This is a genomic window from Streptomyces asiaticus (assembly GCF_018138715.1).
Classification (GTDB): domain Bacteria; phylum Actinomycetota; class Actinomycetes; order Streptomycetales; family Streptomycetaceae; genus Streptomyces; species Streptomyces asiaticus.
In genome coordinates, this window is sequence record NZ_JAGSHX010000006.1 from 6,194,634 (window position 1) to 6,209,486 (window position 14,853).

A 14,853-nucleotide genomic window follows, 5' to 3' on the forward strand; every position below is an offset into this window, starting at 1 on the left:
TCATGGAGAGAACCGCAGGACGGCCCGGAACCCGCCGGACGCGGCTGCGCACAGCGGTCGCGGTGTGCGCGGTCGCACTCGGCACGCTCGCCACCCTCGGCACCCCCGCGAACGCCGCGCCCGGCACCACGACCAGCGCCGCGCCCAACGCCTCGTCCCACCGGGCGGCCCGCGCCGACACCCCGTGGAAGCTGCGGACGCCGCTGAGCGAGACCGCCTCGCGGGAGTTCTGGGACGTGGCCGCGACCGGCGCCAAGGACGCCTGGGCCGTGGGCCGCAGGACGGACGGCGCCGTCGGGCCCGCCCCCCTGATCCGGCACTGGAACGGCAGCGCGTGGACGGACGTACCCGCCGCATCCACCGACGGCAAGGCCGCCCAGCTGGAGAAGGTCGCCGCCGCCGCGCCCGACGACGCCTGGGCGGCCGGCACCCTGGCCGACAGCACCTCCGCGCCGATCGTGCTCCAGCACTGGGACGGCGCGAAGTGGACGAAGGTCGGCCACGCGGCCCCCGCGGAGGGGTCGCTGAGCTTCGTCGGCGACCTGGCCGCGTTCGGTAAGAAGGCGGCCTGGCTCACCAGTTTCGACTGGGACCCGAACGGCGGCACCCAGGTCTCCCGCCTGGAGCGCTGGACCGGCTCCGCGTGGCGTACGGTGTCCCTCCCCGCCGCCCCCGGCGGTGGCGAGGTACAGCCCTGGGACATCACCGGCACCGGCCCGGACGACGTATGGGTCACCGCGAGCGCCATGACCGGCGAGGTGTCCGTACCGCTGCTGTACCACTGGAACGGCGGCGGCTGGACGGTCCGCGAGGTGCCGGCCCCCGGCGAGCACCCGACCGGCTGGGTGGCCAACCACGCCGTGGCCACCGGCCGTAACTCGGTCTACGTCGTCGGGAAGACCAACGACCCGCAGTCGCCCACGGCCACCATGGCCGCCCGCTGGACCGGCGGCCGCTGGCAGTCGCTTCCCGCGCCCCCGTTCGGCGAGGCGAACGCCGCGGGCGCGGACGGCGCCGGACGGCCGTGGATCGCCGGCTGGGCCCCGGGCAACCCCCATGCCGTACTGGCGCGTTGGACCGGTACGGCGTGGGCGACCGAGGAGCTGCCCGCCGAGGTCACCGAGCACAGCGAGATGTCCACGGTGCTCGGTATCGCGGGCGTCCCCGGGACGAAGGGCGTGCTCGCGGCGGGGACGGCCGGCTGCGCGAGCGATCCCGTCCAGTGCGGGGTGCTGGTCTCACGCGACCTGGGCTGACTCCGCGCCCGTGCCCGCCCGGGTACGGGTCGCGTACGCCTGGACGACGACCCCCTCGTCGTCCAGGCAACGCCCCGTCTCCAGGTCGAAGCGCTGCTTCAGCAGCGGGGAGGCGACGAACGGCCGCCCGCCCGTCGAGCCCAGCAGCCCCCGGGAGAGGACATACGCCCCGGTGAACGGGTCGCGGTTGGCGACCGCGTACACGCGCCCCGAGCGGTCCAGGAAGACCGCCACCTGGGCGCCGTCCGGCAGCAGGGCGGCCACCCCGCGCCCGGGGGTGAGGTCGGTCAGCTCGCAGACGGTGAACCATCGCTGGTCGACGAGGAGTTCCACGCGGACCGCGGTCCGCTCGGCCGCCATGGGCGTCATGGGCGTCGTGGGTGCCATGGTCATCGGCTGGCAGTCCCTTCGAGAGTACGGACGGGGAGGGTGGGCCCTGACAGGATCGTCAGGTCCGGCTTGACCTGGTCGCGCTCGGGCACGAACTTCACCGTCGGGTCGGGCGCGCCCGGTGCGTTGACGAAGGAGACGAAGCGCCGCAGCCGCTCCGGGTCGCCCAGGGTCTCGGCCCACTCGTCGCGGTAGCCGGTCACATGGTCGGCCATCATCGCCTCGAGCTCGGCACCCAGCCCGAGCGAGTCCTCGACCACCACCTCGCGGACGTGGTCCAGACCGCCCTCGATCCGCTCCAGCCAGGCCGAGGTGCGCTCCAGACGGTCCGCGGTGCGGATGTAGAACATCAGGAACCGGTCGATGAGCCGGATCAGCTCCTTGTCGTCCAGGTCCTGGGCGAGCAGATCGGCGTGGCGCGGGTCGGCCCCGCCGTTGCCGCCCACATAGAGGTTCCAGCCGTTGGACGTGGCGATCACGCCGAAGTCCTTGCCGCGTGCCTCGGCGCATTCGCGGGCACAGCCGGAGACGGCCGACTTGAGCTTGTGCGGTGAGCGCAGCCCCCGGTAGCGCAGCTCCAGGTCGATGGCCATCCGGACCGAGTCCTGCACTCCGTAGCGGCACCAGGTCTGGCCCACGCACGACTTCACGGTGCGCAGCGCCTTGCCGTACGCGTGGCCCGACTCGAAACCGGCCTCCACCAGCCGCGTCCAGATCAGCGGGAGCTGGTCCACCCGGGCGCCGAAGAGGTCGATCCGCTGACCTCCGGTGATCTTCGTATAGAGCCCGAAGTCCCGGGCCACCTCGCCGATCACGATCAGCTTCTCCGGGGTGATCTCCCCGCCGGGGATCCGGGGGACGATCGAATACGACCCGTTGCGCTGGAGGTTGGCCAGGAAGTGGTCGTTGGTGTCCTGGAGGGCCGCCTGCTCGCCGTCCAGCACATAGCCGCTCGCGCCCAGGGTGGGGGCCAGCGAGGCGATGATCGAGGCCACGGCGGGCTTGCACACCTCACAGCCGTCGCCCTCCCGGGCCTCCGCCCGGCCGTGGCTGTCCAGCAGCTGGGCGTAGGTGGTGATGCGCAGGGTGCGGACGACCTCGTACAGCTCGGCGCGGGTGTACGCGAAGCAGCCGCACAGCCCCTTGTCCACGCTGACCCCGCTCGCCTCCAGCTCGTCGTTGACGAGCGAGGTGAGCGCCTTGACGCAGCTGCCGCAGCCGGTGCCCGCCTTGGTGCACTTCTTCACCTCCGGGACGGAGGTGCAGTGGTGGTCGGTGACGGCCGAACGGATCGCGCCCTTGGTGACGTTGTGGCAGTTGCAGATGACCGCCTCGTCCGGCAGCGCGGAGGGGCCGAGGGCGGCGGGTGCGCCGAGCCCCGCCGGGAGGACGAGCTGCTCGGGGGCGACGGGTGGCACCGAGCCGGTGAGGGGGCGCAGCATGCCGTACGACTCGGCGTCGCCGACCAGCACCCCGCCGAGGAGGGCGCCGTCGGCGCCCACCACGAGCTTCTTGTAGACGCCGGTACGGGAGTCGGAGTAGACGACGTCCAGACAGCCGTCGGCGGTGCCGTGGGCGTCGCCGAAGCTGGCCACGTCGACGCCGAGGAGCTTGAGCTTGGTGGAGGTGTCGGCGCCGGTGAAGCCCTCGCCGCCGGACGCGTCGGCGATCTCGCGGGCCGCCACCTCGGCCATCTCGTAGCCGGGCGCGACCAGCCCGTACACCCGGCCGTCGGCGGCCAGCGCGCACTCGCCGATCGCATACACCGCGGGATCGCTGGTGCGGCACGTCTCGTCCACCGCGATGCCGCCGCGCTCGCCGACGTCCAGGCCGCAGTCGCGGGCCAGTTGATCGCGGGGGCGCACGCCCGCCGAGAAGATGACGAGGTCGGTGTCGATGGACGAGCCGTCGGACAGCGTCATGGCGGTGACCGCGCCGTCGGCATCCGCCGTGATCTCCTTACCGCCGACGCCGGTGTGCACGATCAGGCCCATCTCCTCGACCGTGCGGCGCAGCGCGGCGCCGCCGCCCTCGTCCACCTGGATGGCCATCAGACGCGGGTTGAACTCCACGATGTGGGTGGTGAGCCCGAGCCCCTTGAGCGCACCGGCGGCCTCGAGGCCGAGCAGCCCGCCGCCGACGACGACGCCGGAGGAGCGGTTTGTGGCGTACTCCTCGATCGCGAGCAGATCCTCGATGGTCCGGTAGACGAAGCAGCCGTCGCTGTCCTTGCCGGGCACGGGCGGGACGAACGGGTACGAGCCGGTGGCCAGCACGAGCGTGTCGTAGGCGACGGTCAGCCCGGACTGGGCGGTCACGGTGCGGGCGTCGCGGTCGATGACCTGGGCCGGGTCGTTCAGGTGCAGCTCGATGCCGTGCCGCGCCATGAAGCCGTCCTCGACGAGGGAGAGCTCGTCCGGGGTGCGCCCGGAGAAGTACGAGGTCAGCTGGACGCGGTCATAAGCGGGGCGGGGCTCCTCGCAGAACACGACGACGCGGGCGGTCTCCGTGACCTTCCGTTCGGCCAGCGCCTCGAGAAACCGCTGGCCGACCATGCCGTGGCCGATGAGCACGATGGTGGGTGCGCCGTTTTCGGCGGTTTCGGCTTTTCGGGAGTTCGATGCGCTCATCGTCAGGACCCTCCATCGTTGGTCAGCAGGTGGAGCAAGGGGGTGGCGGGGAGCGGCTCGTCGCTCTCCCAGGTACGGGCGAGCGCGCCGACGGTGCCGAGATCGCCGAGAAGAATGCCCCCGAGCAGGCGGTCACCGCGGACCACGACTTTGCGGTAAGTGTTGCGGGTGGCGTCGGTCAGGTGAATGACGTCGTCGCCGGGGGCGGGGGTGGGGTTGCCGAAGGCAGCGAGGTCGAGGGGGCCGGGGGTTGACGCTGAGGTGAGCGTCAGCCGGGTGAGCGTACGGGTGCCGTGGTACCGGGGCAGGGTCTCGTTGCCGGGTGCGGGCCGGTGGCCGGGTTGTGCCCACGCAGCGTGGTCGGCGGGTGCGGCGTCCGTGTGCCGGGTCGGGGTTTCGTTGCCGGGTGCGGGCCGGTGGCCGGTTCGTGCCCACCCGTCCCTCTCCCAGCTACCGCTGGGAGGTGCCCCCTCCGCGGGACGATTGCCCATAAACCGGTCCGCGGGCGCGGGGTCTGGGGCGGAGCCCTGGTCGGGGACGGGGGCGGGGGCCTCGTGGGGGTCCAGGGGGCGGGGCCCCATTGGTTCGGGGAGGGGCGGGGTGGGGGAGAGGCGGTGTGCCAGCACGTCCGCCTGCTCCTGCGCCGCGCCCGCCAGGCCGTACACGACCCCCGCGTGCTCCGCGCAGTCGCCGATCGCGAACACCCGCGGATCACTCGTCCGCAGCTCGTCGTCGATCACGACCCCCCGCGCCACCTCCAGCCCCGCGGCTCGCGCCAGCCCGACCCGTGGCCGGACGCCGCACGCCAGCACGACCAGGTCCGCCTCCAGGGCGTATCCGTCGGCCAGTTCGACGGCCTTCACAAGGCGCCGGCCGTCCATCGCGCGCGTGCGCAGGCCGCGGACGCGGCACTCCGTGTGGACCTCCACGCCCAGCGCCGCCATATGCCGTCGCAGGACCCCCGACGCGCCCGGGTCCAGCTGGCGCTCCATCAGGTGCTCGCCCTGGTGCGCCAGGACCACCTGGGCGCCGCGCTGGGCCAGCGCACGCGCGGCGGAGACGCCGAGGAGTCCGCCGCCGATGACGACGGCCCGCGCCCCGGGGCGTACGGCGGCACCGAGGGCCAGGCAGTCGTCCATGGTGCGGAAGGCGTGGACGCCGTCCGGAAGCTCGTGGCCGTCCGGTTCGAAGAGGCCGCGCAGCGGCGGCAGCACCGGGTTGGAGCCGGTGGCCAGCACCAGCGCGTCGTACGGCACGCGGCGGCCGTCGTCGCACACCACCTCCGCCGCGGGGCGGTCGACGCGCACCACCCGCACCCCGCTCAGCCGCCGCACCCCGGCGGCGGGGGCGGGGAGCGCGATGACCTCGGGCGGGTACCGCCCGGCGAGCACCTCGGCGAGCAGCACCCGGTTGTACGCGGGGTGCGGCTCCTCGCCGATGATCGTGACCTCGACGGCAACCGCATCCACGGCAACCGCACCCACGGCAACCGCACCCGCGGAACCCGCACCCGCGGAACCCGCACCCACGGCAACCGCACGCGCGGTCAGCTGCTGCGCCAGCCTCGTACCCGCCATGCCGCCGCCGACGATCACCACCCGGCGGCGGTGCGGGCTCATCGGCTCCCTGGACGACTCCATGCCAGGAAGCCTGCGGGGTGCCTGTTACCCGGCCGCATCCCCGCCGTTTCTCCGAGGCAACGCTGCCCTCAGCGCGCCCCCTCAGCCGCTGTGAGCGACCCCGGGCACCCCATGCACCCCGGTCACCCCGCGCGCCCCCAGCCGGATGGGCAGCCGCCGCGGGCTGTTGCCGACGAAGCTGGGGTGGGGGACCAGCTCCTCGTCGGGGACCGCCAGGTCCAGCGCGGGGAAGCGGGTGAAGAGGGCCTCGAGGGCGATCACGGCCTCCATGCGGGCCAGCGGGGCGCCCAGGCAGAAGTGGGCGCCGTGGCCGAAGGACAGATGGCGCGCGCCCCGGGTCACGTCGAAGCGGCCGGCGTCCGGGCCGTACGCCCGCTCGTCGCGCCCGGCGGCGGTGTACGAGATGAGCACGGGCGCGCCCTTCGGGATGACCGCGTCCCCGACCGGGAGGTCCCTCGTGGTGTAGCGGAACGGGAAGAAGGACACCGGGCTGTCGTACCGCAGCGTCTCCTCGACCACATCGCCCCAGCTCGCGGCCCCGGACCGGACCAGATCCAGCTGATCGCGGTGGTTGCACAGCGCCCGTACCGCGTTGGTGATCAGATTGAGCGTGGTCTCGTGACCGGCGATGATCGTCAGCATCAGCGTGCCGATCAGCTCCTCCTCGCTGAGCCGGTCGCCGTCCTCCTCACGGACCGCGATCAGCGCGCTGGTCAGATCGTCCCCGGGGTCCTTCAGCCGGGCGGCGGCCACCTGGCCGAGGATCGCCACCATCTCGCGGTTGGCGGCCGGGACCCGGTCGGGCGCGGTCTGGGTGGAGACGATCTCGTTGGACAGCTCGTGCAGCCGGTCCTGGTAGTGGTCGTCCACGCCCAGCAGCCGGCAGATCACGCTCATCGGCAGCGGCAGCGCGAAGTGGCGGCGCAGATCGGCCACCCCGTCCGGATCGGCCGCGGCGGCGTCGCCCAGCCGCTCCAGCAGCGTGCCGGTCAGCTCGTACACCACCGGGCGCAGCGCCTCCACCCGGCGCGGGGTGAACGCCCGGGTCACCAGGGACCGCAGCCGCTTGTGGTCCTCGCCATCCGCCGTGATCATGCCGCGTACGGTGGCGAAGGTCCGCATCGGCCAGCCGGGCGGGAGCTCGTCGTTCTGGAGCGCGGCGAAGTGGCAGGCGTTCTTGGCCACGTCGGGGTGGGTGACGAACTCCTTCAGCTCCTCGTGCCGGGTGATGGCGTACGCCGGTACGTCACCGGGCAGCAGGACCGGGACCGCGGCCCCGCGGGCGCGCAGCTCTTCGTTCACCGCGTGCTGGCGCGCCCCGGTGGGGTCCAGGCGGTGCGGTGCGGCGGGGTCGGCGTGCGACACGGGGCATCGGCCGTCGGTCATTGCTGTCTCCTGCGGGGGAGTCGGGGGTCGGGGCCGGTCAGTCGGGGGTCGGGGCCGCCGAGCCCGGGGTCCGGGCCGAAGCCGGCCCCGAACCCGAACCTGAAGCCGGCCCCGAAGCCGAAGCCGCGGCATCGGCGGCCAGCTGCGGCGCGGAGAACCGCACCGGCAGCTTGGCCAGGCCCTTGGACCACGGCGAGGTGATCCACGGAAGCTGCTCCTCCGGCACCGCGATCTCCATATCGGGCAGCCGGTGGCGCAGCGTGTCCACGGCGGTCCGGGTGATCAGCCGGGCCGGATCCCGCGCCGGGCAGCCGTGCGGGCCCGCCCCGAAGGCGAGGTACGAGCGGTTGCCGACCACCGGACGTCCGTCCTCGGGCAGCACCTCCGGGTCCGCGTTGGCGCCCGCGAGGCCCAGGATGAGCATGTCCCCGGCACGGATGTCCTGGCCGCCGAAGCGCAGATCGCGGGTGGCGTAGCGGCCGGGGAAGTTCTGGGTGGGCGGCTGGCGCCACAGCACCAGGTCCAGCGCGTCGTCCACGGTGAGGTGGCCACGGGCCAGCGAGGAGCGGAACGCGGGGTCGGTGAGCAGGATCTGGAGCGTGGAGGCGATCCAGTTCACGGTGGTGTTGTTGCCCGCGACGATGATCACCACGAGGTTGTGCAGCACCTCCTCGTCGCTCAGCCCGACGGGGTGCTCCAGCAGCCAGGACGTCAGATCCGCGCCCGGCCGCCGCTTCTTCCCGGCGATCAGCTGGAGCAGGATCTGGCCCATCCGCTTGTTGGCGCCGGTGGCGGCCATGGTCGGGGCGACGATCGTGGTGAGCGTCTCGACCAGCCGGGCCCCGTTCTCCTCGTCGAGACCCAGCAGTTCGGTGACGACCTGGAGCGGCAGGAGGCGCGCGTATTGCTCGACCAGATCCGCCGCGTGCTGGTCGGCGAACCCGGCGACCAGCCGCTCCGCGGTGGCCCGCACCCTGCGGATCAGCTCATGGCCGTTGACCCGCCCCAGCGCGTCGGCCACCGCCGAGCGCATCCGGCGGTGCGCCGCGCCATCGGCGAACAGCAGCGCCGGGCGCCAGCCCACCAGCGGCATCAGCGGCGAGTCGGCCGCCACCCGGCCCTCGCGCAGCGGGGTCCAGCGGCGCGGGTCATGCGAGAAGTACTGCTCGTCACGGGTGAGGTGGAGCAGCTCACGGTGGCCGATGACCAGCCATGCCTCGACCCGGGGTGCGATCTCCACCGGGACCACCGGACCGTGGTCGCGCCGCATCCGCTCGTACAGGTCGGTGAGCGGACCGTCGAGCGCGGTCCCGTACAGCGGCACCCGGGAGGCGGCCCTGGCGGTCATGACGCCTCCGTGAGCGTCTCGATGAGATGCGAGACGAGCGAGATCAGCGCCTGCACCGAGGACTTGTGCTCCCGGGCGTCACAGATGACCAGCGGGGTGTGCGGGAGCAGATCGAGCGCGGAGCGCAGATCGTCCTCGTTGTGCGGAGTGCTGTCCGGGAAGGCGTTGACGGCGACGGAGAACGGCACATCCAGGTCCTCCAGATGCCCGATCGCGTCGAAGGACGCCTCCAGGTCGCGGGTGTCGACCAGCGCGAGCGCGCCCAGCGCACCGCGCGCCAGGTCCTTCCAGGCGGGGAGGAACCGCTGCTGGCCGGGGGTGCCGAAGAGGTACAGCACCAGCTCGCCGCCCAGGGTGATCCGCCCGAAGTCCAGCGCGACGGTGGTCGTGGTCTTCGACGGCCGCACCTTGGTGTCGAGCCGGGCCCCGGCCTGGCTCATCGTCGCCTCGGTGGAGAGCGGCTTGATCTCCGACACCGTGCCGATCAGCGTGGTCTTGCCGACGCCCATCGGGCCGACCACCAGGATCTTGGCCGCCCCGGCCACGCTGGACTCCACGTACATGACGGGGGTGTCGTCCATGTCATCCATGTCGTCCGTATCGCCCGTCTCGTCCGTCTCGCCTGTCTCGTTGGTGTGGTCTGTGCGGGTCGTGCGGTCCGCGTGGCCCGGGTGGGCCGTGTGGTCGGTCCTGGTTGTGCCGTCCGTACCGGCCATCGAGATCTCAGAGCTTGCTCTCAAGCCCATCGAGCACCTTCCTCAGCAAGTCCAAATCGGCACGTTTTCGCTTGGCCACCCGGATCGGCGGACGCGCCACGATGTGCCCCCAGTCGATGAGATCCGCGAGCAGCACCTGCACCACGGCCGGTGGCTGACCGAGATGGGCGGCGACCTCCGCCACCGACAGCAGCCCCTGGCAGAAGTCGGCGATCCGCCGGTACTCGGGCTGGAGATGTGGCGGCAGCGCGCTCCCGGACGCCACGACGAGCGTTTCCAGCGGCAGAGCATCCCGTGAGGAACCGGCACGCCCCCTTGTGATCACATAGGGGCGCACCGCGGCCGTGGTGCGTTCCTCGCCGGGTCGGCTCATGACGTCGGGCGGCCCATCGGCTCCCGCGGCTGGCTGCTCAGATGGGCACCGATCTTCGCGACCAGTAACTGCATCTGCTGAGCCACCAGGCCGACATCCGCATCCGTGTCGGTGGCCACCCCGAGCGAGGCGCCCTGACCGGCCGAGGTGAACAGCACGAACCCGCTGTCGGACTCGATCATCAGCTGCCGCACCCCGGCCTCGTCGCCGAACAGCAGCGACACCGTGGACTGGCTGGTGACCGTCAGCGCGGCACAGGCGGCGGCCAGCGACTCGGCCTCGTCCACCCCGAGCCGGGACACCTCGCCGGTCAGCCCCTCGGCGGAGTCGTGGCCCATGCGCAGACCGTCCTCCGAGACGACGACGGCATGCCGCACCCCGGGGATCCCGGTCAGCGGACGCAGCATCCATCCAACGTCGGGCAACCTGGATATGGTTCCGGCCACTACCGGCCTCCCTCTCGGTCTTCTCGGTCCGGACTCGATTCATCGTCGGGCGGTACGGCCTCCGCCTCCGCTTCCACGCGCCCGCGGCGGGTGCCGGAGACGACGCTGGTGATGGAGGCGCGGGCGGCCTCGGGGGTCCAGGGGGCGGCCGCGGGCGGCGGGGTGGGTGCGGCGCGGGCCGGGGCGGTGGTGAGGTCGACCGCGTCGGTCGCGTCGGTCGCGTCAACCGCGTCCGGTCCATCGGTCCCATCGGTCCCATCGGCCCCACCGGCCACGTCGGTGGAGGAGGCCCGGGAAGCCGGGGCGGCTCCGGAGGCCGGGCGGCGGCGGTTGCGGCGCCGGGGCAGCCCGGTGCCGGGGGACGCGGGAGCGTCGGGGACGTCGGGGAGGTCGGGGATGTCGTCCACGGACACGCCGTTCAGCAGGCGGCCCCCGGCGGGGTCCGCGGCGGCCGGGCCGAGCCCCGCGCCGCCCGCGTCCTGGTTCACCTTGCCGACGACCACGGGCTCCACGACCACCGGCCTGTGGTCCGCCGCCCGTACGGCGCTCGTCTGCTCGGTCAGCAGCCGGTGCGGTACGAAGACCACCACCCGCGTGCCGCCGTACGCCGACGCCGTGGACAGCTCGACGCCGAAGCCCAGCTCCCGCGACCAGCGCCCCACACAGGCGAGCCCCAGCCGGGGCACCGCGCCCAGCTGGGCCAGGTCGAGACCGTCCCGCAGCTGGCCCACGGCCTTCTCCAGCACGTCCGGCGGCATCCCGAGCCCCGCGTCGTCGATCTCGATGACCGCGCCCGCCGCGACCTCGCGGATGGCGACCGCGACCTGGGTGCGGGAGGGGGAGAAGACGGTGGCGTTCTCCAGGAGTTCGGCCACCGCGTGCATCAGGCCCTCCACGGCGGGGGCCACCGCGTAGAGGGTCTGCCCGCCGTGGACGTCCACCCGGCCGAACTCCACGATGCGCGACTGCGCGCCCCGCACACAGTCGAAGAGCGACACCGGCCGGGTCTCCCGCCGCGCGGGCCAGATCCCGCACATCACCAGCAGCGTCTGGGCCTTACGGGTCATCTGGGCGGCGGCGTGGTCCGCCTTCATGACCTCGCCCATCAGCCCGGCGTCCTCGACATACTGCTCCAGGCCGTCGAGAACCTGCTGCTGCACCATCGACATGGCGTGCATATTGCGGGCCACGGACTCGAACGAAGCCTGCACGGAGTCGCGCAGGATCCGCTCCCGGCGCGCCGCCTCGTCCAGATCGGTCTGTACGGCGGCCAGTCGGGCGACCTCCTCGCCGCGCTCGGCCGCCAGCGCCCGCTCCTCGGCCGCATTGGCTCGTTCCCGCTCGGAAACGGCTCGTTCTCGCTCGGTCGCCCTACGCGCGTCCGCGAGCGCGCGGCGAAGTCTGACCACCCAGGTGAGGCACAGTGATAACACCAGTACCAGCACCGCGGACGCGGCCAGCACGACGGCCCCCGTCCCCGACAGCACCTTTGACACCTCCATCTGGGACACGGCCAAGAAAGGGCAGATACTACTGACCAACTGATCAGTCTGGTCCGGTAGTTGCCAAACTCTCACGACTGGGAAGCCGTGTCCGCACCGGGGTCGGGTTCGGCTATGCCGCCCGGGGCAGGCGCAACAGCAGGCGAGCCCCGCCCCGCGGGCTGGTGAGCACCGTAAGGGTGCCGCCGTGGGCGTGAGCGATGTCATTGGCGATGGCGAGGCCGAGACCGGTGCCGCCGTCCTGGCGGGCCCGGGCGTCATCCAGCCGGGTGAACCGTTCGAATACGCGCTCGCGGTCGCTTTCGGGGATGCCGGGGCCGTCGTCGTCCACGGCCAGTTCGACCATGCCGCCGCGGGCCGCCACGGTGATCGAGACGGTGGTACGGGTGTGGCGGCGGGCGTTGTCGGCGAGGTTGGTGAGCAGCCGGGACAGCTGCACCCGGCTGCCCGTCACGACGGCGGCCTCCTGACCCCTGGCCTTCGTGAGGTGGTCCCCGGCCTCCGTGAGGTGGTTCCCGGCCGTTGTGGGGTGACCCCCGGCCGTCGTGGGCTGATCCATCGTCACCGCGTCCGGGTGGCGCCGTACCTCCTCGGCCGCCAGCGCGCCGAGGTCCACCGCCGCTTTGGGCGGCGCCTCCTGCGCGTCGAGCCGGGCGAGCAGCAGCAGATCGGAGGCGACGGCCTGGAGCCGGTCGGTGTCCCGCAGCGCCTTGTGCACGGCGGCGGGCCAGTCGGTGCGCGACGGGCGGGCCAGGACCAGCTCGAGCTGGGCGCGTACGGCCGTGATGGGGCTGCGCAGCTCGTGCGAGGCGTCGGCCACGAACTGCCGCTGCCGGGTCATGGCCCGGTGCAGCCGGTCCAGCGTGGCGTTCATGGTCCGGGCCAGCCGGTGGATCTCGTCCCGCGCCCGGGGCACCGGCACCCGGCGGTGCAGATCGCGCTCGGTGATCTCGGTGAACTCCTGCCGCATCGCGGCGACCGGGCGCAGCGCGCGGCCCACCAGCAGCCAGGTGAGCCCCGCCACGAACAGCACCAGACCGGCGGCCGCGGGTGCGGCCTGGCGCAGCAGCAGCCCGGTGGCGCTGTCGAGGGAGGTGGTCGAGGGGCTCACCGTCACGCTGTACGACTGCCCGGCCTCGACCGGCTCGGCCGGAAGCCGCACGGCCTCGACCGACTTCTGCGTCCCGGCGTCCGTCGGGGTCATGGGGGTGACCGTCCGGCCGGAGGCGTCCTTGATCGTCACCGCGCCGGGGGCGACGACCAACGCCCGCTGCGGCATGGCCCGGGTCCGCCCCAACTGGCCCTTGATCGCCGCGGCGGCCTTGTCGGCGTCCACGTCCGCGCTGGCGCGGAGGTTGTGCTGAAGGGCGAGCACCAGGGCCAGCATGCACAGCGCGATCGCGAAGGCCACGGTCCCGGCGGCCGCCAGCACGGCCTTGGCGCGCACGCTCAATCCGGAGGTCAGCCGGCGCGGGCGGCGCGGCTCCGCGTCCCCCGGTTCGTCCTCGTGTGCCATGCGCCGCAGGCCTGCGATGTGCCCCACCGTTCTCACCCTCCGTCGCGGGCCAGCAGATAGCCCGCGCCCCGTATCGTGCGGATCGACCGCCGTCCGTACGGCACATCGATCTTCCGGCGCAGACTGCGGATGTAGACCTCGACGAGATTGGCCCCGCCGTCGTACGCGGCGTCCCACACGCTCTGCACGATCTCGGACTTGGAGACCACCTGCCCGGCGCGCCGGGCGAGGTACTCCAGCACCGCGAACTCCTTGGCCGTGAGCGTGACCTCGTCCGTCCCCCGCGCGCAGGCCAGCGCCGCGGGCTCCAGCCGCAGATCACCCAGCTCCAGCACCTCGGGCCGGTCCAGCCCGCCGCGCCGCACCAGGGCGCGCACCCGGGCGATGAGGACGACGAAGGAGAACGGCTTGGTCAGATAGTCGTCCGCGCCCACATCGAGCCCATCGGCCTCGTCGTACTCGCCGTCCTTGGCGGTGAGCATCAGGATGGGCGTCCAGTCGCCCTCTTCGCGCAGCCGCGAGCACAGCTGATAGCCGGAGCACCCGGGGAGCATCACATCCAGCACGATCGCGGCGTACTCGCCGGACCGGGCGAGCGCCAGGCCGCTCAGCCCGTCCGCCGCCGTCTCGATGGTGAAACCCTCCTGCTCCAGGCCCTCGGTGAGCAGCTCGCGGAGCCGGGCGTCATCTTCCACCACCAGTATGCGCACGCGGTCAGGATGGCACGGGCAAGCTGAGGCCCCGCTGAAACCGGCACCGGTTTCAGCGGGGCCTCAGGTGCTTCAGCGAGGACTCAGCATCGGTGCGCAACGGTGAGTGCGCCGACGGATCAAGGGTTCTTCGGCAGCCAGTGCAACCCCCTGAGCGAAGGAGAGCTGTGCCCATGTCCCGTACCCTGCCCCGTTCCACGGCCGCGAAGCGGCGCGGTGTCGTGCTCGCCGTGGCGGCCGGCGCCCTGGCGCTGGGGGCCACGGCCCCCGCCTCGGCCTCGGCGTCCCCGTCCTCCTCGGCGTCGGCTGCCGCCGCCAAGGCGAAGACGAAGATAGCGGTCGGTGACACGGTCCGCTGCCGGACCGTCCACGGCGTCAAGCCCGCCAAGCCCGCCAAGCCGGTCAAACTGTCCGAGGCGGGCAAGGTGTCCGTGGCGATCAAGCTGACCGAGGCGGGCAAGGCGACCGCGGGCGAGCGGGCCGAGGCGGGCAAGACAGCCGCCATGAAGTTGCCCGCGGCGTCGAAGGGCCGCTCCCACGGGCGCGACGACATCTGCGCCATCCCCGCCTTCCCGACCCATCCCGGGAAGACCTGCAAGGTCGTGGTGATCAAGCGCGGCTCCGGGAAGACGGACTCCGTCCCCGCGCTCCCCGCGAAGCCGGGCAAGCACACCACGCCCACCACGCCCGCCAAGCCCGGTAAGCCGATGCCCACCAAGCCCGGTAAGCCGGGCAAGCCGGGCAAGATCTGCGTGATCGTCCTGGCCAAGGACGGGCACTGGGCCACCAAGTCGTCCGCGGACGCGAAGACCACGGCGGTCGAGGCGACCCGCGCGACCCGCTCCTGACCCACCGGCCGGCCACGTGGGGGGGCGGCCGTCAAAAGGCCCGGCGCGTACGGCGCGCCGGGCCCTTTCGCGCGTTGTGAGACCGTGTCAGC

Annotated in this window: 13 protein-coding genes; 2 read left to right on the top strand and 11 right to left on the bottom strand. The window is 72.9% G+C overall.

Annotated elements, in window-relative coordinates:
- Positions 1-2: 2 nt before the first annotated feature.
- Positions 3-1,256 carry a hypothetical protein gene (locus KHP12_RS34070; protein ID WP_246643205.1) on the top strand — a complete coding sequence of 418 codons (1,254 nt, stop codon included), beginning with the start codon at positions 3-5 and terminating at the stop codon, positions 1,254-1,256.
- On the opposite strand, the gene nirD is transcribed toward KHP12_RS34070, so the two are convergent.
- The 11 genes from nirD to KHP12_RS34125 all read right to left on the bottom strand — a co-directional run bounded on the left by nirD (position 1,239) and on the right by KHP12_RS34125 (position 13,913).
- Positions 1,239-1,649, bottom strand: a complete 411-nt coding sequence (gene nirD / locus KHP12_RS34075; RefSeq protein ID WP_372455249.1) for a nitrite reductase small subunit NirD — start codon at positions 1,647-1,649, stop codon at positions 1,239-1,241. The genes KHP12_RS34070 and nirD overlap by 18 nt on opposite strands.
- Complete coding sequence (gene nirB / locus KHP12_RS34080) at positions 1,646-4,276, bottom strand: nitrite reductase large subunit NirB (RefSeq protein ID WP_211834017.1); 2,631 nt, start codon at positions 4,274-4,276, stop codon at positions 1,646-1,648. Before nirB ends, nirD begins: the two co-directional genes overlap by 4 nt.
- 2 nt (positions 4,277-4,278) lie before the next feature.
- Positions 4,279-5,916, bottom strand: a complete 1,638-nt coding sequence (locus KHP12_RS34085) for an NAD(P)/FAD-dependent oxidoreductase (protein WP_211834018.1) — start codon at positions 5,914-5,916, stop codon at positions 4,279-4,281.
- An 81-nt stretch (positions 5,917-5,997) separates the two neighbouring features.
- Positions 5,998-7,302 (bottom strand): cytochrome P450 family protein, encoded by a 1,305-nt coding sequence (locus KHP12_RS34090; RefSeq protein ID WP_210609249.1) that lies wholly within the window; start codon positions 7,300-7,302, stop codon positions 5,998-6,000.
- A 37-nt stretch (positions 7,303-7,339) separates the two neighbouring features.
- The gene (locus tag KHP12_RS34095; RefSeq protein WP_244203451.1) at positions 7,340-8,650 is read right to left on the bottom strand and encodes a cytochrome P450; all 1,311 of its coding nucleotides are present in this window, start codon (positions 8,648-8,650) and stop codon (positions 7,340-7,342) included.
- Positions 8,647-9,390, bottom strand: a complete 744-nt coding sequence (locus KHP12_RS34100; RefSeq protein WP_241787515.1) for a GTP-binding protein — start codon at positions 9,388-9,390, stop codon at positions 8,647-8,649. Before KHP12_RS34100 ends, KHP12_RS34095 begins: the two co-directional genes overlap by 4 nt.
- A complete protein-coding gene (locus KHP12_RS34105; protein ID WP_086886137.1) occupies positions 9,374-9,739 on the bottom strand; it encodes a DUF742 domain-containing protein in 366 nt (121 codons plus the stop codon). Before KHP12_RS34105 ends, KHP12_RS34100 begins: the two co-directional genes overlap by 17 nt.
- Positions 9,736-10,185, bottom strand: a complete 450-nt coding sequence (locus tag KHP12_RS34110; protein ID WP_037946193.1) for a roadblock/LC7 domain-containing protein — start codon at positions 10,183-10,185, stop codon at positions 9,736-9,738. The genes KHP12_RS34105 and KHP12_RS34110 overlap by 4 nt, the downstream gene beginning before the upstream one ends.
- The gene (locus KHP12_RS34115; protein ID WP_245010667.1) at positions 10,185-11,687 is read right to left on the bottom strand and encodes an ATP-binding protein; all 1,503 of its coding nucleotides are present in this window, start codon (positions 11,685-11,687) and stop codon (positions 10,185-10,187) included. The genes KHP12_RS34110 and KHP12_RS34115 overlap by 1 nt, the downstream gene beginning before the upstream one ends.
- A 112-nt stretch (positions 11,688-11,799) precedes the next feature.
- On the bottom strand, positions 11,800-13,230 hold the full coding sequence (locus KHP12_RS34120; RefSeq protein WP_244203363.1) for a sensor histidine kinase: 1,431 nt from the start codon (positions 13,228-13,230) through the stop codon (positions 11,800-11,802).
- Between the two features lie 5 nt (positions 13,231-13,235).
- The gene (locus KHP12_RS34125; protein WP_020871501.1) at positions 13,236-13,913 is read right to left on the bottom strand and encodes a response regulator transcription factor; all 678 of its coding nucleotides are present in this window, start codon (positions 13,911-13,913) and stop codon (positions 13,236-13,238) included.
- 173 nt (positions 13,914-14,086) lie between these two features.
- Here KHP12_RS34125 and KHP12_RS34130 point away from each other — a divergent pair, with 173 nt between their 5' ends.
- A complete protein-coding gene (locus tag KHP12_RS34130) occupies positions 14,087-14,761 on the top strand; it encodes a hypothetical protein (RefSeq protein ID WP_211834019.1) in 675 nt (224 codons plus the stop codon).
- The last annotated feature ends 92 nt before the right edge of the window (positions 14,762-14,853 follow it).